The organism is Bacillus sp. FSL R5-0397 (assembly GCF_038593395.1).
GTDB lineage: Bacteria > Bacillota > Bacilli > Bacillales > Bacillaceae > Bacillus > Bacillus altitudinis.
Genome location: NZ_CP151992.1, coordinates 1,642,234 through 1,663,192, shown reverse-complemented (window position 1 = coordinate 1,663,192; position 20,959 = coordinate 1,642,234). Strand labels below are relative to the sequence as shown.

17 protein-coding genes are annotated in these 20,959 nt (G+C 41.0%); all 17 read right to left on the bottom strand.

The window, feature by feature from the left end:
- Nucleotides 1-257 precede the first annotated feature (257 nt).
- Entirely contained in the window at nucleotides 258-692 is a 435-nt protein-coding gene (locus NSQ70_RS08350; RefSeq protein WP_008344661.1) for a RicAFT regulatory complex protein RicA family protein, read from the bottom strand.
- 1 nt (nucleotide 693) lies between these two features.
- The gene (gene miaB / locus NSQ70_RS08345; RefSeq protein ID WP_007499471.1) at nucleotides 694-2,220 is read right to left on the bottom strand and encodes a tRNA (N6-isopentenyl adenosine(37)-C2)-methylthiotransferase MiaB; all 1,527 of its coding nucleotides are present in this window, start codon (nucleotides 2,218-2,220) and stop codon (nucleotides 694-696) included.
- 158 nt (nucleotides 2,221-2,378) lie between these two features.
- A complete protein-coding gene (locus NSQ70_RS08340) occupies nucleotides 2,379-3,557 on the bottom strand; it encodes a glycine C-acetyltransferase (protein ID WP_159159633.1) in 1,179 nt (392 codons plus the stop codon).
- Nucleotides 3,557-4,621 carry an L-threonine 3-dehydrogenase gene (tdh, locus tag NSQ70_RS08335; protein ID WP_342502545.1) on the bottom strand — a complete coding sequence of 355 codons (1,065 nt, stop codon included), beginning with the start codon at nucleotides 4,619-4,621 and terminating at the stop codon, nucleotides 3,557-3,559. Before tdh ends, NSQ70_RS08340 begins: the two co-directional genes overlap by 1 nt.
- Nucleotides 4,622-4,798: 177 nt before the next feature.
- On the bottom strand, nucleotides 4,799-7,843 hold the full coding sequence (locus tag NSQ70_RS08330) for an efflux RND transporter permease subunit (RefSeq protein ID WP_138278535.1): 3,045 nt from the start codon (nucleotides 7,841-7,843) through the stop codon (nucleotides 4,799-4,801).
- 203 nt (nucleotides 7,844-8,046) lie between these two features.
- The gene (spoVS, locus tag NSQ70_RS08325; RefSeq protein WP_003211281.1) at nucleotides 8,047-8,307 is read right to left on the bottom strand and encodes a stage V sporulation protein SpoVS; all 261 of its coding nucleotides are present in this window, start codon (nucleotides 8,305-8,307) and stop codon (nucleotides 8,047-8,049) included.
- A gap of 202 nt (nucleotides 8,308-8,509) precedes the next feature.
- Complete coding sequence (locus NSQ70_RS08320; RefSeq protein ID WP_019744184.1) at nucleotides 8,510-9,304, bottom strand: TIGR00282 family metallophosphoesterase; 795 nt, start codon at nucleotides 9,302-9,304, stop codon at nucleotides 8,510-8,512.
- Between the two features lie 89 nt (nucleotides 9,305-9,393).
- The gene (gene rny, locus NSQ70_RS08315; protein WP_003211958.1) at nucleotides 9,394-10,956 is read right to left on the bottom strand and encodes a ribonuclease Y; all 1,563 of its coding nucleotides are present in this window, start codon (nucleotides 10,954-10,956) and stop codon (nucleotides 9,394-9,396) included.
- A gap of 300 nt (nucleotides 10,957-11,256) precedes the next feature.
- On the bottom strand, nucleotides 11,257-12,300 hold the full coding sequence (gene recA, locus NSQ70_RS08310) for a recombinase RecA (protein ID WP_007499478.1): 1,044 nt from the start codon (nucleotides 12,298-12,300) through the stop codon (nucleotides 11,257-11,259).
- A 177-nt stretch (nucleotides 12,301-12,477) separates the two neighbouring features.
- The gene (locus NSQ70_RS08305; protein WP_100325017.1) at nucleotides 12,478-13,728 is read right to left on the bottom strand and encodes a competence/damage-inducible protein A; all 1,251 of its coding nucleotides are present in this window, start codon (nucleotides 13,726-13,728) and stop codon (nucleotides 12,478-12,480) included.
- A 16-nt stretch (nucleotides 13,729-13,744) separates the two neighbouring features.
- A complete protein-coding gene (pgsA, locus tag NSQ70_RS08300) occupies nucleotides 13,745-14,326 on the bottom strand; it encodes a CDP-diacylglycerol--glycerol-3-phosphate 3-phosphatidyltransferase (RefSeq protein WP_008344688.1) in 582 nt (193 codons plus the stop codon).
- 73 nt (nucleotides 14,327-14,399) lie between these two features.
- Complete coding sequence (locus tag NSQ70_RS08295; protein ID WP_041507265.1) at nucleotides 14,400-15,311, bottom strand: helix-turn-helix domain-containing protein; 912 nt, start codon at nucleotides 15,309-15,311, stop codon at nucleotides 14,400-14,402.
- A gap of 23 nt (nucleotides 15,312-15,334) precedes the next feature.
- The gene (locus NSQ70_RS08290; protein ID WP_039166619.1) at nucleotides 15,335-16,126 is read right to left on the bottom strand and encodes a DUF3388 domain-containing protein; all 792 of its coding nucleotides are present in this window, start codon (nucleotides 16,124-16,126) and stop codon (nucleotides 15,335-15,337) included.
- A 131-nt stretch (nucleotides 16,127-16,257) separates the two neighbouring features.
- The gene (locus tag NSQ70_RS08285; protein WP_003211590.1) at nucleotides 16,258-16,515 is read right to left on the bottom strand and encodes a DUF3243 domain-containing protein; all 258 of its coding nucleotides are present in this window, start codon (nucleotides 16,513-16,515) and stop codon (nucleotides 16,258-16,260) included.
- Nucleotides 16,516-16,587: 72 nt separating this feature from the next.
- A complete protein-coding gene (locus tag NSQ70_RS08280) occupies nucleotides 16,588-17,316 on the bottom strand; it encodes an SDR family oxidoreductase (protein WP_159159627.1) in 729 nt (242 codons plus the stop codon).
- 29 nt (nucleotides 17,317-17,345) lie between these two features.
- Nucleotides 17,346-20,465, bottom strand: a complete 3,120-nt coding sequence (locus NSQ70_RS08275; RefSeq protein WP_159159626.1) for an MMPL family transporter — start codon at nucleotides 20,463-20,465, stop codon at nucleotides 17,346-17,348.
- Nucleotides 20,443-20,919, bottom strand: coding sequence for a MarR family transcriptional regulator (locus NSQ70_RS08270; protein WP_024720380.1), 477 nt, complete (start codon nucleotides 20,917-20,919; stop codon nucleotides 20,443-20,445). The genes NSQ70_RS08275 and NSQ70_RS08270 overlap by 23 nt, the downstream gene beginning before the upstream one ends.
- Nucleotides 20,920-20,959: the final 40 nt, after the last annotated feature.

Sequence of the window (20,959 nt, the reverse complement as noted above, 5' to 3'; positions counted from 1 at the left end):
TGTAATAAAGTTAGTAGCCCTTCTTTATATAGGGAGGGATTTTTGTGAAAGAGTTTCATATTATAATAAATATTTTTGGATTAAGCATTGAGTTTCAATTTAAATCTTCTAATCTGTAAAATCAATTCATTTTTAGTTTAAGACATTTTTATGGTATACAGGGGCTACTGCATCAACATTTTGTTGTTGGTGCAGTAGCAAAATACAAATTACATATATTCTATATAATATAAAAACCCCGCATCTGCGGGGTTTTCTCATTTAATGGAGCAACTTGGGGATGAGTTTTTCACTTTTGAACCGGTTTCTCCTAATAAGAGGTCACCACCGGTTGAAAGAATGATTTCATCCGTTACTTGATTAGAAATTGTGTGCGCTACAAGCTGAAGCAGGGAATTAACCTCTGTTTGTGATTCTTTGAATTCTTGAATCACTGGGATCTCATCCAGTTCTTCTTGCAGGGCATCAATTTTTTCTTCCACTTGTTTTAAGGCTTCATGTTTGCCATAATGCTTTAAATTCACAGCTTGCTTTTGAAGCGCCTTAATTTGATTAATGATCGCTGCAATTTTTGTATTTTCATTGATTTGCGCTTCTGCTTTTTTGAAGAAATCAACTTCTTCTGTTTCAGAAATCATTTTCGCGAGCTCTCTTGCGCGCTCGACAATCTCTTTCTTTGAATAAAGCGTCATTTTAATTCACCTCGATAGCTTCTCCAACCATTTCTCCGTCAAGAGACCAAGTTTTGGCTTGTGTGATTTTCACTTTGACGATGTTGCCAATCGCTTCTTTTGGTGCTTTAAAATTCACAAGCTTGCTTTTACTTGTATATCCGGCTAGGATCTCAGGGTTGTTTTTACTTTCACCCTCTACTAATACTTCGACAGTCTGCCCTTCATATTCCTTCATTTTTTTCGCAGAAATTTCATTTACGAGTGCATTCAGGCGCTGCAGACGTTCTTTTTTTACACGCATTGGCACGTTGTCTTTCATATTGGCTGCTGGTGTTCCTTCTCTTGGAGAGTAAATGAACGTATAAGCCGCATCAAACTCAACCTCACGATAGAGGGAAAGCGTCTCTTCAAACTGCTCATCTGTTTCATTTGGGAACCCAACGATAATGTCCGTTGTTAATGAAGCATTTGGCATTGCCTCTTTGATTTTGCGCACTAGGTCAAGGTAACGTTCACGATCGTATTTTCTTGCCATGAGTTTCAGCACAGAAGAACTTCCTGATTGAACCGGCAAATGAATATGGTCGAGAAGGTTTCCGCCTTTGGCAAGCACTTCAATTAAGTGATCATCAAAGTCACGCGGGTGGCTTGTTGTAAAACGGATACGTGGAATATCGATTTTACGCAGCTCATCCATTAGATGACCAAGACCATATTCCATGTCTTCAAAATCTTTTCCATACGCATTCACGTTTTGACCAAGAAGGGTAATTTCTTTATATCCTTCTGCTGCTAAGCGTCTGACCTCTTGAATAATTTCATCCGGACGGCGGCTTCTTTCCTTACCGCGCGTGTACGGGACGATACAGTATGTACAGAATTTATCACAGCCGTACATAATATTCACCCAGCCCTTAATTTTTCCTTGGCGGGCTCTCGGAAGATTTTCAATCACATCGCCTTCTTTAGACCAAACCTCAATGACCATTTCTTTTGAAAGGTAGCATTCAGATAATAGCTCTGGCAGGCGGTGAATGTTGTGGGTACCGAAAATCAAGTCAACAAATGGGTGTTTCTTTAAAATACGGTTAACAACAGATTCTTCTTGCGACATGCATCCGCAGACGCCTAAGATTAAATCTGGCTTTTCACGCTTTAATGCTTTTAAATGACCAAGCTCTCCAAACACTTTGTTTTCTGCATTCTCACGAATGGCGCAAGTGTTTAATAAGATGACATTCGCATCTTCAGTCGAATTTGTTGGTTCATAACCAAGCGCCATAAAAATACCAGCCATCACTTCTGTGTCATGCTCATTCATTTGACAGCCATATGTGCGAATATAAAACTTGCGGCCGTTCCCTAACCCTTGAAACCGCTCGTCAATTTGAAATTGATTGTATTCGACTTCTTCTTTACCCCGTTTTTTTGCATCTTTTAAGGAAGGCGGAATGTACACAGCTTCAAAATATTGGCTGTAGTCCTTCTCGGATTTTTTGTCCGATGAACTTACTTGTCCGCTCGCTTTTCTCTGCTCTTCATTCATGAATTTGTACTCCTTTCAAACCAAGCTCCACCCTACAGTATAGACTATTTTGTCGTGAATTGAAAATAAATTCATATGTGTTTTTTCTATGAAAAATGTCTATTCATCTCGACAGTCATCAATACTCTTGATCAAAAGAAAAGAGAGCCTCAGCTCTCTCAATCAAGTATATTCAGTTTTTTTGCTTCTTCTTCGATGATTGTCAGTGCACGGTCAAGCTCTTCTTTTGTGTGCTCTGCTGTGATGATGGCTCTAATTCTCGCTTTTCCTTTCGCTACAGTTGGGAAAGCAATGCCTTGAGCGAAAACGCCGCGCTCGATTAATGCTTTTGAAAAACGGAAAGTGAGTGCCTCGTCTCCAATCATCATCGGAATAATAGGCGTTTCTGTTGGTGCCACCTCAAATCCAAGACCGATGACTTTTTCTTTAAAATAGGCCGCATTCTCCCAAAGTGTTTCAATGCGCTCCGGTTCGTCTAACAGCACTTCAATGGCTTCTTCACAGGCTCTTGTGACAGCCGGCGGATGTGAGGTGCTGAATAAAAACGGTCTTGCTTTATGCTTTAAATAGTCGATTAAAACGGCAGAACCAGCGACGTAACCGCCTAGCACACCAACTGCCTTACTAAGTGTGCCAACCTGAATTTGCACTCTGCCGTCAAGTTGAAAATGATTCACTGTTCCGCGCCCATTTTCACCAAGTACTCCAGACGCATGGGCATCGTCTACCATCACAAAGGCATCATATGCTTCTGCAAGTCTTACAATCTCAGGAAGCGGTGCAATATCTCCATCCATTGAGAACACACCATCTGTCACGATAAGACGGACGCGGTAATTCATCGATTTCTTTAAAATTTTCTCAAGCTCTTCCATATTAGAATGAGCATATACTTTTTTATCTGCCTTTGTTAAGCGAATCCCATCGATGATTGAGGCATGGTTCAGCTCATCTGAAATGACAATATCATCTTTTGTGAGAATACTGGATAAGACCCCTTGGTTGGTCGTAAAGCCTGATTGGAATACGAGGGCTGCCTCTGTCTTTTTAAAAGCAGCGAGCTTTTTTTCAAGCCGTTCATGCATTGTCATCGTTCCAGCAATGGTTCGTACAGATCCTGTTCCAGCACCGAATTCATCAATCGCCTCTTTTGCCGCTTTCATCAGCCTTGGATGTGAGGTGAGACCTAAGTAGTTATTTGAAGAGAGTTGTATGACGGATTGTTCATTTAATGTCACCGTGGAAGATTGTTTGGAATCGATTTCTTTCAGTGTTTGATGGGTGCCTTGCTGCTTCATTGTGTCCAATTCATCTTGTAAATACGTAAATTCTTTCATCATTTCGTCCCCCTTTGATATGATGGCATGATCAGTACGACCTTCCCGCACGTACCATTTCTCATGAGCTCAAATCCCTTTTCAAAATCTTCAAATGGCAGCGTATGGGTGACAACCGGCTGTACATCAATGGTATTCATTCTTAAAAGTTCGGATACTTGACGCCACGTCTCAAACATTTTTCTTCCCGTGATCCCTTGCACGGTTAATCCCCTAAATACTATTTGATTCGTAATGTCAATGGTCACCGGCCGCTCTGGCAAACTTAGTATATTCACTTTCCCTCCATTTGCACAAGCTTCGAGTGCTTGATTAATCGCAACGGGATGTCCTGACATCTCACACATCACGTCTGCCCCTTCCATCCGCGTGAGCTGCTTAATCATGGCAACAGGATCATCTTTTCCGATATCCACGATATGATCTGCACCCATTTTACGGGCAAGATCCAGTCTGTATTCATTTTTATCAACAGCGAACACTTGGACAGCCCCGGAGGCTTTTGCAACCGCAATCGCCATTAAACCAATGGGACCACAGCCAAAAATCGCCACTGACTTTCCTGAAACAGGTGTATGCAGAACTGTATGAACAGCATTTCCAAGCGGTTCTTGAATAGATGCAAGTTCCACTGGCATTTGAGCTGGATTATGCCACACATTTTGTTCTGGTACTTTGACATATTCAGCAAAACAGCCATCAATGTCTACCCCTAAAATTTTCGTATCGCTGCACAAATGCTGCTGACCCGTTAAACACATATAACACTGATTACAGACAATATGCGTCTCAGCCGATACAAAATCCCCTACTTTTGCTCGTGAGACTTGGTTCCCCGTTTTGACAACTTCCCCTGTGAATTCATGACCAAAAATGTACGGTGCTTTGACTCTCCCCTTCGCCCAATCATCCCAATTATAAATATGCACATCCGTTCCACATATCGATGTAGCCTTTACCTGGATGAGCACTTCATGATCACTTATTTCTGGAATCGGCATTTCCATCATCGTCGATCCGTAAGCGCTTTCTTTTTTAACAATCGCTTTCATCGTTCCACACATGACGTACAACCCCTTTGTTAAAAAACTTCTCCCAATCCGATCTTATCATGTCTTATTTTAGACGTAAATACCACTGTCTTTCAGGAGAAGACAAATGAACACTCCACATATTTTTTTAGATATTTTTCTAGAAAAAAAAGCAAATCTCCTTTTATTCGGAGATTTGCTTTTAAGTTGTCAGCGTTTTTTTGAAACGGCTACATATAAAGCCGGCACAATCAGTAGTGTCAGAATCGTTGAGAAAAAGACACCTGATACGATGCAGATCGCTAGCGGCTTAAAAAGTGGGTCATTACTTAGAGCAACGGGCATAAGAGCGACAAGTGCTGTAAATGCTGTCAGCAAAATAGGTCTAATCCTTGCCCTCCCCGCTTCAATCACAGCTGCCTGTTGATCGAGACCTTGCTTGCGCCTCTGTTCAATAAATTCAAACAAAACGACCGCATTTCGGACAACAATACCTGCCAATGAGACAATCCCCATTGTGGCCATAAAGCTAAACGGCGTTTGAGTGACAAATAGTCCAATAATGGCTCCGGATATCGCTAAGTAAACCGTTCCAAGAACTAAAAGCGGCAGCATGAGTGAATTGAACTGGAAAGCGATGGTCACATAAATGAGCAGCAGGACTACCCCAAATAAGAGACTAATTTCAATAAAGAATTGGGTTTGATCTTCATTTTCTCCGCCCTGAGAAATGGTCAAATTCTTCGTTGCATCGCTTTTCCCAACTTCATTTATGACTTCTGTCATATCGTCTTTAAACGTATCTGATGTACCAGGATATGCCTTTAGCGTGATCGTCGGCATCCCGTTTTCATGCGGAATGCTTTCATACTGCTCTGTTTCTTTTTCCTTTACATATCGGCTAAGCGGCTCAAGTTGAGGCATTCCCCCCTCATTTGTACTCACAGGCACCTTGATGTCTTTTAACTTCAGTCCGTTTTGATGTGTGGTCATGTCTTGTTTCACTACGAGGTCGATGTCATCTGTTCCTTGTTTAAAGGTGCCTAATGGAATTCCTTCTGTGACAAGGCCAAGCTGTCTGCTGACAAACTGAGCAGTGAGCCCATCTTCTGCCATTCGGTCACGATTCAATTCAAATGAGATGGTTTTCACCGGCTGATTGACATCGTCTGTGATCAGACTTGCTCCGCTTTCTTTCATTTCTTTTGTGAGCTTCTCTTTCACATCCACGAGCTTTGAAAATTGTTCTCCTGCAATGGTTACGGTCACAGGCGCCCCAGTTGGCGGTCCTTGAACAATGGTTTTCATAAAGATATCAGCATCTTTAAATTTCTTTCGCAATGGCTCTGTCATACGATCGATCAATGCTTTGCTTGTCATCTGCTCATTATCTACTCTGACAACAACCTGACCCGTATGATCACTTGCGTTTGAGATACTTTCATTAAACAAGTTCGGCACACCGCCGCCTGCAAAAATGGCCGTCTCTTCAATGCCTTTTTGCTGTTTGATCTCTTGTTCTATGTTCTCTAATGTGTCATTCGTTTTATCTAAGGTTGTTTCACTTGGCAGTGTCACAGTGACAACCACCTCTTTCTTATTCGCCGCAGGGAAAAACTCAAATGGTGTGGCGAAAATAAGCAAAAAGGCAAGTGTGGCAACGAGCAAACCACTTAATCCAATGAGAAGTGGTCGCTTCACGATGTTTGTCAGTACTCGATCTGCATAAAAATCGGCTAACCTTTTTAATGGTTTGCCTAAAAAGCCCGGTTCTTTTTGAATCTTCTTGTTCTTTCTTTTTCGATTTGCTGTATATTGATACACTGGCACAAGTGTCAATGAAATGACCATTGACGCAAGTACAGTTGTGACTAGAACAGACGGTAACGCTCGAATAAATGAACCGTTCGCACCAGAAAGGAAAACAAGTGGCAAGAAAGCAAAGACAACAGCCAGCGTTGACGTCAAAATGGATCCAGCCACTTCTTTTACACCTGCAATTGTTCCTTTAAGCGGACTTTCGTATTTTTTCATCTGCCTTAAAATATTATCGTTGACCACAATGGCGTCATCTACAAGTATCCCTAACGCAATGATAAAGCCAATAATTGAAATTTGATTAAGGTCCACTTGTAAAAACGGCAGCGGGATGGTTCCGATCGTTATGGATAGCGGAATCGCAAGTGAAACGATAAACGCACCACCAATGGTTAGACCAAGTGTGGTGACGACAATGACGGCGATGACGGCCACGATCGCTTCTTTGATTAAATCGTTAAAAATGGCATCTACTTCACTTTTTTGTGAATAGTAGTCTATCCAATCCACACCATTTGGCAGCTCTTTCTCTTTTTCAATGACCGCACTGACTTTGTCATACATTTTAGGAATATCCAGTCCTGGCTTAATATTGACTGTAAATGAATAGGCTGGCTTTCCGTTATATGAAACGATATCACTTTTCTCTTTTTCTACTTCTTTTAAACGACCAAGCTCACCGATTGTAACAGGCTCTCGGCTCGTTTTTGAGAAAATCTCAATCTTTTTCATTTGATCTAAACGATCATAGGCATCAATGGACAGCTTGACCTTTTCTCCATCTGCCTGGACGTCACCTAGAGGGGATGTGTCAAATTCTTGATTGATGGCATTTGTGACATCGGTCACGTTTAACCCATTATCCTCCAGTTTACTTGAATCCAAGTTCAATATTGCTTGTTTGTCATTGAACCCTTTGATGACGACACCATCAACACCTTTGATGTCCTCCACTTTTTCTTTTAACGCACGCAGCGATTCCTGACTTTTTGCTAACTCAGATGAGTTACTTGCTACAATCATATAAGAACCAACTGGCACGTTGCCAAACTCATCCTTTACATCTGGCTCCATCACACCATCTGGAAAAGAAGAGGCGGCATTTGTGGTTTCACTCTTGATTTGACTTGCCACCTTTTGAAAATCGGCTTGATCATCAATTTCAAGCACAATATTTGAGAAACCAATAGCAGAAACAGAGCTTGTCTTCTCTACACCATTGATATCAGAAATGGCCGACTCGAGCTTATTGGTGACATCACTTTCTACCTGTTTTGCATCAGCACCAGGGAAAACAGTCGAAATGGTTACAATATTTGCTTGAAACTCTGGCAGTTCTCGTTTAGGAAGCTGTGTAAACAAATAACCTCCAGCAATGAGAACGATAAAAAATAAAATAAAAACAAGCTTTCCTCTTTTTAAAAAAGCTTCGATCATTATTTCACCTACTTAAATATTTATTTTTGATGAAGTATTTTCAACTTAATCTTAATTTATCATCATGGTGAAAAAATGCAAGCTCTAATATGTCATTTTCTATCTATTTTGTGAAAGAAATATGTTATATGAGAAATGTATAGCGGTAAACAAAAACAACCTGCTTACATGATGTAAGCAGGTTGAAAATAATAAAATTAGAATTATCGTGGTTCAACAATCAGTTTGATTGCTGTTCTTTCTTCTCCATCGATAAGAATGTCAGTAAAGGCTGGTATGCATATCAAATCCACTCCGCTAGGCGCAACAAATCCCCTTGCAATGGCGACAGCCTTGACCGCCTGATTCAGTGCTCCAGCGCCGATAGCCTGTATTTCCGCTGCACCGCGTTCACGTAAAACGCCGGCTAATGCTCCTGCTACTGAATTTGGATTTGACTTTGCTGAAACTTTTAAAATTTCCATTTTTGCTCCCCCTTAAATTTACAATGGATAAGTGAGTGTTCATTAGAACAATCTTTGTTAGATGTTGCTATTTTTTTGAAAATCCATCCCCAAAATGTTTTTCAAAAATAGCAGGCTACCTACCATTTTTACTATATTCACGATAGAGGGCGCATATTCCTTCTTTCTGATTAATATTTTTCTGAAATAAATATGTGAATATTTATTCAAAGAAAATATGGTCATCATTTATCAAAATTCGATCAATTTTGACAGCTTTTTTCGACGGTTCGTCAATTTCTACGATCACTGCACTTAATGTCGTGCGGCCTTCTGCAATTTCAAAACGGACAGGGAGGCTCGTTTTAAATCGTTTAATAATCGTTTCCCGATCAACACCTAAAATACCATCATAAGGACCAGTCATGCCAACATCCGAAATATAAGCAGTTCCTTTTGGCAAGACGCGGTTATCTGCTGTTTGAACATGTGTATGCGTTCCAACGACACACGATGCACGGCCATCAGTATACCAACCCATTGCTTGCTTTTCACTTGTGGCTTCACCATGAAAATCAATAAAAATAAACGGTGTACGTTTTGAAGCTTCTGCTATGAGCTCATCTACTTTTTGAAATGGGCAGTCAATCGGAGGTAAAAATGTGCGGCCTTGCAAGTTGATGACAGCTAGTTCTTTACCTTGTTTTTTAATAAAAGTGAGCCCTTTCCCTGGTGTACCTTGCGGGAAGTTTGCCGGACGAACAATATGGGGTGCATCATCGATGAAATCGAAAATGTCTCTTTTATCCCATGTATGGTTCCCCATCGTGAGCACATCAGCCCCAGCTTGAAGCAGCTCGTGATAGATTTTCTCTGTGAGTCCTTTCCCATGAGCCGCATTTTCTCCATTGACAATCGTAAAGTGTGGCTGGTATTTTTTCTTTAGCTTTGGCAAGTATTCTTTCAGTGTATCTCTGCCAGGTGAACCAACGATATCTCCAACAAATAATATTTTCATACGTTTTGAACCCTTTCTCTTATAAAATGATCTTCTTATCAGTGTTGCATATTTACACAAAAAAATAAAGCGGCGCTAAGCGCACCGCTCTATTTTGCATACTCTACTGCGCGAGTTTCTCGAATAACTGTCACTTTAATGTGACCAGGGTAATCGAGCTCGTCCTCAATCCGCTTACGAATATCCCTTGCTAGACGGTGAGCTTCAAGATCATTAATTGAATCTGGCTTCACCATAATACGCACTTCACGTCCAGCTTGTATCGCAAACGATTTTTCAACACCTTCATAAGATTCAGAGATATCTTCTAATTTCTCAAGTCTCCGAATGTAATTTTCAAGCGTCTCACTTCTTGCACCAGGGCGTGCTGCAGATAATGCATCGGCTGCCGCAACAAGAACAGCGATAATAGATGTCGGTTCTTGGTCACCATGGTGAGATGCAATACTGTTGATGACAACAGGATGCTCTTTATATTTCGTCGCAAGCTCAACGCCAATTTCCACGTGGCTTCCTTCTACTTCATGATCAATGGCTTTTCCAATGTCATGCAGAAGACCTGCTCGTTTTGCAAGCTTTGCATCTTCTCCAAGCTCTGAAGCCATGAGACCTGCAAGATGTGCAACCTCAATTGAATGCTTCAGGACATTTTGTCCATAACTTGTACGGAATTTTAAGCGACCGAGAATTTTGATGAGATCCGGATGCAAACCGTGAACTCCGACTTCAAATGTCGTTTGCTCACCCATCTCGCGGATATAATCATCGACTTCACGGCGTGATTTTTCCACCATTTCTTCAATTCGTGCAGGATGAATACGTCCATCCTGGACTAGCTTGTCCAGAGCTATCCTCGCTGTTTCACGTCTTATCGGATCAAATCCCGATAAGATGACAGCTTCAGGTGTATCATCAATGATCAGGTCAATACCTGTTAACGTTTCTAACGTACGGATATTTCGTCCCTCACGTCCGATAATACGACCTTTCATCTCATCATTTGGAAGATTGACTACAGATACTGTTGTTTCAGCTACATGATCAGCTGCACAACGCTGTAACGCAAGTGAAAGAATGTTTTTCGCTTTTTTATCAGCCTCTTCTTTCGCCCGGTTTTCAGATTCTTTCGTCATGACTGCAATGTCGTGGGAAAGCTCATTTTCAACTTGATCCAGAATGATTTGTTTCGCTTCATCTCGAGTTAGACTAGAAATACGCTCCAACTCAGCTTTCTGCAAACGAATCATATCATCCACTTTGCTTTCCATCTCTTCAATATGTTGTTGTCGTTCATTCAGAGAATGATCTCTCTTCTCCAACAGGGACTCCCGTTTATCTAAAGATTCATCCTTGCGATCAAGGTTTTCCTCTTTTTGAAGTAAACGGTTTTCTTGTCTTTGAAGCTCATTACGTCTTTCACGAACTTCTTGCTCCGCCTCTACACGAAACGAATGAATTTCATCTTTCGCTTCTAAGAGCGCTTCTTTCTTCAATGCTTCCGCATCACGCTTTGCATCCTCAACAATTTGTTCGGCCATGTTTCTTGCGCCGGATATTTTTGCTTCTGCAATGGTTTTACGAACAAAGTAGCCAACAACTAAACAGATTAGGCTCAGCAAAATGGAGATGATCGTAAACATCGTAGGCGACATATTTTCACCTCCTCTTGCTATGAACTTGGTTTTACAAATAAAGTGTCGGCATGTACATTGTTTTGTGTCTCAACATACAGGGCCTTCACAGGGAATGAGATCCTCACTGCCCTTGTCAAGTTTAAATTAGTTATCAATCATGTTAAGAAAAACAAGTGATACATTCCCATTGTAATTGTGTCGGAAATACTTGTCAAGCTAGTCAGACTAAGGCGTAAGTCGTTATTTCAAGCAAAGACAGAACTTTTGACCCGCTAGCTGTTATGTAATTGTAAAAAAAAGACGCTTTTCAGCGTCTTTTTAGTCATTCAATTCCAATTCTTCTTGTCCTTCTTCGTCAGTTGATTTCACTCCGTTTGTATCCAAACCATAGTGCTCCCTGATCTGCTCCTGAATCATAAGAAGAATGTCCTTATTCTCTTTTAGGAATTGCTTCGCATTTTCACGTCCTTGTCCAAGACGTTCCTCTTGATAAGAATACCAAGCCCCGCTCTTTTGTACGATATCTAGTTCGCTTCCAAGGTCGATGATTTCTCCCTCTTTCGAGATACCTTCACCGTACATAATGTCTACTTCGGCAATACGGAATGGTGGTGCCACTTTGTTTTTCACAACTTTAATTCTCGTTTTGTTCCCCATGATGTCGTTCCCTTGTTTCAACTGTTCAGCACGGCGTACTTCTAAACGAACAGATGAATAGAACTTAAGTGCACGTCCACCAGGCGTTGTTTCAGGATTACCAAACATAACCCCTACTTTTTCACGAATTTGGTTAATAAAGATCGCAATTGTTTTTGATTTGTTGATAGCACCAGATAGTTTACGAAGTGCTTGAGACATCAAACGTGCTTGAAGACCAACGTGTGAATCTCCCATGTCTCCTTCGATCTCTGCTTTTGGTACAAGAGCAGCTACTGAGTCAATGACAACAATATCAACTGCACCACTACGAACAAGTGCTTCTGCAATTTCAAGTGCTTGTTCTCCTGTATCCGGCTGAGAAAGCAATAACTCATCAATGTTGACACCTAATTTTTGAGCGTAAACTGGATCTAGCGCATGCTCCGCATCGATAAATGCAGCTTGTCCTCCCTGCTGCTGAACCTCAGCAATCGCATGAAGTGCTACTGTCGTTTTACCAGAACTCTCTGGACCATATACTTCAATAATACGGCCGCGAGGGTATCCACCTATTCCAAGCGCAGTATCAAGTGCTAACGAACCACTAGGTACTGTTGAAATACGTGTATCTGTTTGCTCTCCTAGTTTCATAATAGAGCCTTTACCAAACTGTTTTTCTATTTGTTTAAGAGCCATATCTAAGGCTGCTTGACGATCACTCATTCTATTGTTTCCTCCTTTATCAATTCCACTATCTATACTATACCTTGTTTTACGTCATTTGCCAAGAAAAAAACGAACACATATTCGATTTTTTCTTGGCAGATTATTTAAGAAAAGAGCTGTTTCTATTAGAAAAAACGCTCTTTTATAAAGGAGTAAACCTGATAAAAAACAAAATTAACTATCTTTTAATAATTTGAGAAGGTGGTGCAAACCATATTTCACAGCACGCTTGCGAATGCCTGATCGACTGCCAGTAAACATCCATTCAAACACGTCTGTCTGGTCTTTTGTCGATAGCCCGATAAATACTTTTCCAACCGGCTGTCCTTCGTGTGGTTCAGGACCTGCCACACCTGTAAAGCTAATACCGATATCGCTTCCCGTCAGTTTTCTAACGCCTTCGGCGAGCTCTAACGCACACTCTTTGCTGACAGCACCATGAGAAGACAATGTTTCTTCACGGCAGCCCAGCACTTGCTGCTTAACTTGATTTGTGTAACAAACCACACTGCCGTTTAAAATGGATGATGCCCCTTCGAGATCTGTCAGCCACTCTGAAAACATACCACCAGTCAGGCTTTCAGCCGCTGCTACTGTTTTCCCGTGTTCATGCAAGGCCTTTGAAGCTTCAAAGGCAAGAGATGTATTACCATATCCGTAGAAGTACTCGCCGACCCGTTCTAAAATTTGTGCTTCTGTTTCTTTTAACAGACGCTCTGTTTCTTTTTCATCCTCATGCTTGGCTGTCAGCCTTAGCGTCACTTCCCCGTCAGCTGCAAGCGGTGCAATCGTTGGATTGGTCTGTGCATCAATTAAATCTTCAAGATCTGTTTCCAGCTGAGATTCACCGATGCCAAAGAAACGCAAGACAACAGACACGATTTTTTCCTTTAGGCCGAGTTTTTCAGAAATAAGCGGCTTCGCTTCGTTTTCAAACATCGGGTGCAATTCACTTGGCGGTCCAGGGAGCAGAATGTAAAACGTATCTCCCTCTTGTATAAACATACCAGGTGCCATTCCGAAACGGTTTACGAGCACATCAGATCCCTCTAGAACGAGCGCCTGTTTACGGTTGTTCGGCGACATATCGCGTCCGGTTTTACGGAAGTATTCTTGAATAGACTCAAATGCTTCTTCATTTAGCACAAGCTCTTTACCGAGCGTACTCGCAATGGTTTCTTTTGTTAAATCGTCTTTCGTTGGTCCAAGACCACCTGAGAAGATAATAAAATTCGATCTTTCCTGTGCCACTTGAATGGCCCTTTTTAAACGCTCTGGATTGTCACCAACTGCTGTGTGGTAATAAACATTCACACCAATTTCAGCTAGTTGTTTGCTGATGAATTGTGCATTCGTATTCGTAATTTGCCCTAGCAAAAGTTCGGAACCGACTGCAATAATTTCTGCTTTTCTCTCTGACTTCAAAGCGTACACGTCCTTTTTAGTTAGAATTCTTTAAGGCTTCCCAGTTTTTCGCAAAGTAATCCCATCCTGAGACAACAGTGAAGAACACCGCTACCCACATGGCAAGATCACCAAAAGGGAATGATACAAGTTCAAACGGCAGGTTATGCAAAAGAAGTGCCGAAATCGCAATGATTTGCGCCCACGTCTTCACTTTTCCAAGCATATTGGCTGCGACCACTTCACCGCCTCCAGCTAAGACAAGCCTTAGGCCCGTTACAGCAAATTCACGGCTAATGATCACAATTGCCATCCATGCCGGTGTGAGATTGTATTGAACAAGTATAATTAAAGCCGCTGAAACAAGCAATTTATCTGCAAGCGGATCTAAAAATTTACCAAAGTTTGTGACTAAATTGAGCTTACGTGCATAGTAACCATCAATCCAGTCGGTTGTCGAAGCGACAATAAACAAGATCGCTCCAACAAGGTGAGTGACTTCGATGCTGACGTCACCAAAGCGCGCGACACCCCAATCTAATGGAGCAAGCATAATCAACATAAACACAGGAATCAAGGCGATCCTAGAAAGAGTAATTTTATTCGGTAAGTTAAACATGAATTCCAATCCTCCAATAAAGCATTTTTTTATGTATATAATAGTAGGAACAAAAGAAAAGTCATCTACTTGCTTAAGATGACTTTTCCTTTCCTTTATTCACAATCACAATGTTTTGTGTCATGGTGTTTTTAGGGTCTAATTCGTACTTCAGCGTTTCGTCATTGACTTTGATATCGATTCCTGTTGCATTTCCTAAGCGGATATCGACTTGGGAAAGATCAGTTAAGTCTGTTTTAAACGATTCGCCATCTTTCAATTCACCCATCTTCAGCACTTTTCCAGATTCGTCTCTCACACGAAGCCATGAAGCTTGTGAGGCAGAAATGGTTAGCTCCATCTCTTCTGCACCTGATACTTCATACGTTGTCGTAGAACCCTCTGTATTCGTCGCCTTCAAAGAAACATCTTCATCGTCTTTAGATGAATCCTTTGAGGAATCGTCTTTTTCAGATGATTTTTCTTGATCATCTGACGAAGCTTTATCCTTTTTCTTTTGATCCTTTGCAAGCGATGAATCCTCAGACACTTCGTATTTTGATTCTGATTGCTGAGGAGCCGCCTGATTATTTTTCTGTCCGCTATCATGATTAACCGCTTGAACGATCACATAAATGATAGCGATCACCACAAGGATCCCTCCAATGATTAAAATCGTCGGAAGCAGCTCCAGTACCTTTGAGGCAGGCTTTGGCAGCTCTCTTTGCGGTTTAATATTTGATAATTTATCAGACACTTCATCGTTATACGTACTTGGTACATCTTTACGAAACTCTTCGAACAATTGTTCAGGATTCAGTCCAACGGCTTCGGCATATTGTTTAATAAACGCTCTGACGTAAAATTTACCTGGAATGATATCATAATTTCCTTGTTCTATTGCTAGCAAATAGCGCTTTTGGATTTTGGTAGCCGCCATCAGATCCTCCAGCGACATCCCTTTTTCCTCTCTGGCCTCAACGAGCCGTTTTCCCAATTCAGTCAAAACAAACACCTACCATTACCATATTAAAAATCGAAGCCAGAAAAACCAGAATGATCAAACACTTGTGGTTCTTCAGCGTGCTCGTATGTAATTTCTTCGTCTGCACTATTACGCAATTCAATGATGTAGTCGAAATCATCCATTGTATATTCTGAATTTTGAATAAAGATATCTGGATGCTCTACAACCTTTGTAGCAGGCAGTCTCATAATTTCTCTTAAAAGCTGCAAGTGCTTTTCAGAACCTCTTCTTGTCGACACAATCCCATCAATAATAAAGACGTTATCTGGGCTGTATTCATCTGCAATCAGCTGACTGCGAATGGTCTGTTTCAAAAGAGTAGACGATACAAACAGCCATCTCTTACTTGCACATACACTTGAAGCAACAATTGATTCTGTTTTTCCAACCCGCGGCATTCCGCGAATTCCAATCAATTTATGTCCTTCTTTTTTAAATAATTCAGCCATAAAATCAACAAGTAGACCAAGCTCGTCCCTTTCAAAACGGAACGTCTTTTTGTCATCCGCATCACGCTGAATGTATCTTCCATGACGAACAGCTAAACGGTCACGAAGTTTTGGCTGTCTTAGTTTCGTTACTTTTATCGTTTCCATTGTATTTAAAATTGATTCAAGGCGCTTAATTTGTTCTGTGTGGTCACAGCGAAGAAGCATGCCGCGTCTTGATACATCAACACCATTAATTGTCACAATATTAATTGAAAGCATCCCCATTAAAGAAGAAATGTCTCCTAAAAGTCCGGGACGGTTCACCTGTATCTCATATTCAAAATACCATTCGAGCTTTGCCAAATGATATTACCCCCTTCATTGTGGCAAATTTTTACCTTCCTTTATCATAAAGCATTTTCACATTTTTAGAAAGCACAATGTTGTGAAACAGTTAAAATAAAAAGAGAGGCACAAACGACCCCTCTTTTTGTTTAGTGCGAGCTATTATTTTCAACCAGTTTGACCATCATATTGGCAATTGCGCGCTGCTCATCTTCTGATGCGACGCTCCAAAGGTCAGCAAGTACTCTTTCTTGCTCATTCTTTGCTTCAACTTCATTAGCCAGGTATCCGCCAATTTCATACGCAAGGTTATTGATAGTATCATCTTTTAAGCCTTTATCCTGCGCATGATTTAAACGGTCTCCTAAAAAGTTTTTCCAATGGTCCCAGTTCTCAAGTACTGACATGTCGATTCCTCCATTCGAAAAGATGAATTACAGCCATAGCTTTTGTCATGGAGTGACGAATTATACACGTTTTTAACAGTACCAGCCGCCATTAACGGATAAAATTTGACCTGTCATATAACTTGACTGCTTTGAGGCGAGAAACCAAATGATATCGGCTATCTCTTCAGGTGCGGCAAGACGGCCGAGCGGAATCTCCTCTTCCATCATCGCAAGGTCTTCTTGTGTGAAGCTTTTCATCATATCAGTTTGAACAGCACCTGGTGAGACTGCATTTGCTCTAATTCCACTTGGGGCAAGCTCTTTGGCAAGCCCTTTAATGAAAGCATTTTGAGCACCCTTGACCATACTATACAGTACTTCACACGAGGCACCCGTTTCCCCCCATATTGAGCTAACCGCAATAATATGACCTGACTTTTTTTGGATCATGGCAGGCAAAATGGATTGGGTAAGCTCATATGGACTTGTCACATGAAGCTGCACCATGCTGGCTAGAACTTCTTTTTCAGTATCTGTCACTAAACCAACATGACTCTTTCCGCTATTTAAAACAAGAATATCTGGATCAAGCGGCAGGCGGCTGACAAGCTCTGCTGCTCCGCCTGTTTTCGCTAAATCAGCTTGAACGACGTGCGTTTCTACTTGATATGTTTCTTTGAGATCAGCGGAAAGACGACTAGCCGCTTGTTCATTTTGATGATAATGGAGCATCAGATGGCAGCCTTCTTGGGCAAGCTTTTTGGCTGTCGCCTGCCCAATTCCGCCACTGGCACCAGTAATAAGTGCCCAACGACTCATACTTTGTTCCTACTTTCTTTATGGAATCCTTATTCTTTTCGTTTAAATGGGAACCAATTCGCTGATCCGAACAATTTGACCATCACAGGTACGAACAATGGTAGCACAACGAGTGCATACAATAAAAGCCCTGTGAGAACAAGTGTTGCAATCTGTAGGAGTGACAATACACCTGATGGCAGCATCGCTGCAAATGTTCCTGCCAAAATGACGGCAGCAGACATAATAACAGATCCCATATTTTTCATTGATTCAGTCATGGCAAACTGAATGTCTTTTGTTTTGTATTCATTGAAACGTTCCATTAAGAAAATCGAATAATCGACTCCAAGCGCCATTAAGATGACAAAGCCAAAGAATGGAACAGCCCAGTTGATGCCCGGATATCCGAAGAAATGGGTGAAAATAAATTCTGTTACACCAATGGCGGTAAAGTACGTTAAAATCAGCGATCCAACTAAGTAAAGCGGCATCACGAGAGAACGGAAGAGAATCACTAGTATTAAGAAAATACCGATCATCATGTAAAAAACCGTCTTATTGAAGTCTTGGTCTGACAGCTGTTTTAAATCAGCGTTCATACTTGATACACCAGATACGCCAAATGAAACATCTTTTAAGTTTGTTTCAGGAAGTGCACGTTTGACGGAAGCCTCTACTTGTTTAATCGTTTTCATGGCGTCGTTTCCATATGGATTGTCTTCTAAGATGACGTCAATCTTTGTCATCTTGCGGTCATCCGACATATAGGAATCGAACACTTGCTTGAAAGCTTTATTTTTCAGGACATCTTTTGGAATAAACCAACCGGCCATGTCTTGATCTGGTGCGTTTTTCAGTTCATCTAAGTAGTCTCCTGCACCCATTAAGCCGTTTGAAATTTTCTCAAGACCGTCGACACTTTTGTTTAGACCATCCGTCAGCTTGGTCAGATCGTCACCAAAGCCGCCAATTTTTTCTTTCATTTGTTTTTGACCATTAATGATGTCGCCGGCTCCATTTGCAAGTTTAGGCATACTATCAGCTAACTGTCCTTGGCCTTTAGACGTTTGATCTAGCCCGTTTTCAATGGCTTCTAAGCCAGCAATTAGCTCATCAATTTGATTTGTAAACACTTTTTGCTGCTCTGAAGCTTTTGCGATAAAAGCATCTGCTGCTTCAAGCTGTTTTTTTGCTTCTTTTGCTTGTTTTGCATAGCTGTCTGCCTGTTTAGCGCCTTCTTGCAAGGTAGTAGAAAGTTCGTTATATGAAGCTTTGATGGCTTGATATGATTGGTTTTCTTTCACTTGCGGAATTTGCTCTTCAAGTGTACTGAACTGTTTATTCGCTTGACTGATCAAAGCTTTCACATCCGCTGCGGCAGAGGATGACGTATCGACTTGTGCCAATGCTGCTTTTAATTCTTTGGAAATGCTTTTATACAGTGCCACTTGCTGATTCACTTGTTCGACTTGATCTGTTAATTCTTTTTTCGCACCCTTTATTCTTTCTTTAATTTCAGAAACACCTTTTTTGTTTTGATCAATTCCGTTTTGCAGATCTCTCATCGTTTTTTCGACGTTTTGAATACCTGATTTTACGGATTCGGTTCCAGAAATCAATTTGTTAATGCCTTTTCCAGATGCTTTAATTTGTGGTGTTTGATCCTCGATGGACTTACTCATGGTTGTAAGAGCATCTTGGATCTTTTTCAACCCTTCGTTACTTTTATCAAGCCCGCTATTTAGCTCTTTGGCTTGAGATTTCACGTACAGATCATTCAGTCCTTTTCCAACAGGGCGTGTCGCACTTCTTACTTTACTCACGCCATCTGTTTGCTCAATCGCACGACTGAGTTTTTCAACAGCAATCAGACCTTCGTTATTGTCTAAAAGATCGGATGATTTCACGACAACGGTTGCTGGAAGGGCTTCACCTGGTCCAAATTTGTCAGAGATCGTATTAAATGCATTGACGGATTCGTATTTATTGCCGATTTCGTCTAGGTTGTTATATGAAAGTGTTCCTTTATACATAAGAATCGCTGGAAGGGTAATAATTGCAACGATTAGCAAGCTGAGAAGTGGTTTCTTAAATGAGAAACGACCGGCTGTTTCCCACATTTTCGATTGCGGGTGGGCAATATCGCCTTTGATCGGCCAAAATAACACTTTTCCTAAAACCGCCATAAAGAATGGAACGACAGTGAGCAGTGCCACAATTAACACGGCGACACCAACCGCCACGGCTACAGCTGATTTATACAGTTGGAATTGGGCTAAACCGATACACGTAAAACCAATGAGGACAGCAATTCCGCTGAATAAAACGGTTTTACCTGCCGTCTTATATGTTGTAATAATCGCCTCAATCTTATCTTTTCCGTGAGATAGTTCTTCTTTAAACCGGCTTAGCAACAGGATGCAGTAGTCGGTTCCAATCCCAAACATGATGGCGACCATAAAAATTTGGGTAAAGGTCGAGAGCGGAAAATCAACATACTTTACTAGGTAAGCCACAATGGATTGGCTGACCAAATAGGAAAGCGCCACGGCCACTAAAGGAACGAACGGTGCCACTGCGGATCTAAAGACAAGCACAAGAACAATTAAAATAAACCCAATTGTAATGAATTCCGTTTTTTTCAGACCTTCTTGTGAGCTTGTGATGACATCATCGTCGATTAGCGGCTGCCCTGTCATTTCAAATTTCAGGTTCAGGCTCTTAAGCTTTTCATTGACTCTTTCTTTAAAATCGGATGCTTTGATTTTGTTCGAGTCGTATGTAACTGGAACAAGAAGTGTTGTTTGATCTTTAGAGAGCATCTGTTTTTTAATATCTTTGTTTGCATCAAAATAAGAAGTGATGTCTTCAACATGGAGATCTTGATCCTTTTCTAAAATCTCCATCGCTTTCTTTAAAGAGGCTTCTCTTTCTTTGACGATATCCTTTCCTTGAAAGACAATGACGATCGATTTTTCCGTATCCCCATTTTCAGACATGTTCTTTAATAATTGATCGGCGTAGGAAGAAGGATAACCATCTGGAACAGAAATCTGCCCTTTTTCTTTTGTTAATTGCGCCATATTAGGGGCGGTGATTAATAATACAGCCGCTAGTACGACCCAAAGGATCGTGATCAGCCATCTACCCTTTATGATTGCTCTCATTACTATGTTGTGCCTCCTCTTCGATGATAATTTGATAAATCTTTTCATATGTTTGAATAAATGATTCGATTTCTTTTTCATCAAATTTTTCTAAATATGACCGAACAAGATCCTGAAGCTGCTTTTCCATTCGGCTGACCACTTCTTTTCCTTCGGGTGTCACATAAAGATGAACGTTTCTTCGATCAGCTTGATCATGCTCTCGATAAATATAATCTTTATTAAAAAGACGATTGGTCATGGATGTCACAGCACTTTTGTTGACATTACATTCGATGGCAAGGTCTGTTGATGTACATCCTGGGTGTAAATTGATGTATCGAAGCGAGTAATATTGATCAAGTGTCAGTTCTTTATCGAGCTTTTCCGTGATCATACTCGATACTTTTTTCTCCATCATGAGATAGACGTCCGCATATCTCTGGATGAGCTGGGCAATTTTATTTTGTACCATATGCTGCTCCTTTAGTTTGATTGTTTAACTATTAAAGAGT

Bases quoted from the DNA above. Each gene is read 5' to 3' on its own strand.
- pgsA (WP_008344688.1), bottom strand. From the start codon at position 14,326: ATGTTTAACTTACCGAATAAAATTACTCTTTCTAGGATCGCCTTGATT.
- rny (WP_003211958.1), bottom strand. From the start codon at position 10,956: ATGTCGCCTACGATGTTTACGATCATCTCCATTTTGCTGAGCCTAATC.
- NSQ70_RS08270 (WP_024720380.1), bottom strand. From the start codon at position 20,919: ATGGTACAAAATAAAATTGCCCAGCTCATCCAGAGATATGCGGACGTC.
- NSQ70_RS08330 (WP_138278535.1), bottom strand. From the start codon at position 7,843: ATGATCGAAGCTTTTTTAAAAAGAGGAAAGCTTGTTTTTATTTTATTT.
- recA (WP_007499478.1), bottom strand. From the start codon at position 12,300: ATGAGTGATCGTCAAGCAGCCTTAGATATGGCTCTTAAACAAATAGAA.
- NSQ70_RS08275 (WP_159159626.1), bottom strand. From the start codon at position 20,465: ATGAGAGCAATCATAAAGGGTAGATGGCTGATCACGATCCTTTGGGTC.
- NSQ70_RS08280 (WP_159159627.1), bottom strand. From the start codon at position 17,316: ATGAGTCGTTGGGCACTTATTACTGGTGCCAGTGGCGGAATTGGGCAG.
- NSQ70_RS08340 (WP_159159633.1), bottom strand. From the start codon at position 3,557: ATGAAAGAATTTACGTATTTACAAGATGAATTGGACACAATGAAGCAG.
- NSQ70_RS08350 (WP_008344661.1), bottom strand. From the start codon at position 692: ATGACGCTTTATTCAAAGAAAGAGATTGTCGAGCGCGCAAGAGAGCTC.
- miaB (WP_007499471.1), bottom strand. From the start codon at position 2,220: ATGAATGAAGAGCAGAGAAAAGCGAGCGGACAAGTAAGTTCATCGGAC.
- tdh (WP_342502545.1), bottom strand. From the start codon at position 4,621: ATGTGTGGAACGATGAAAGCGATTGTTAAAAAAGAAAGCGCTTACGGA.
- spoVS (WP_003211281.1), bottom strand. From the start codon at position 8,307: ATGGAAATTTTAAAAGTTTCAGCAAAGTCAAATCCAAATTCAGTAGCA.
- NSQ70_RS08320 (WP_019744184.1), bottom strand. From the start codon at position 9,304: ATGAAAATATTATTTGTTGGAGATATCGTTGGTTCACCTGGCAGAGAT.
- NSQ70_RS08285 (WP_003211590.1), bottom strand. From the start codon at position 16,515: ATGTCAGTACTTGAGAACTGGGACCATTGGAAAAACTTTTTAGGAGAC.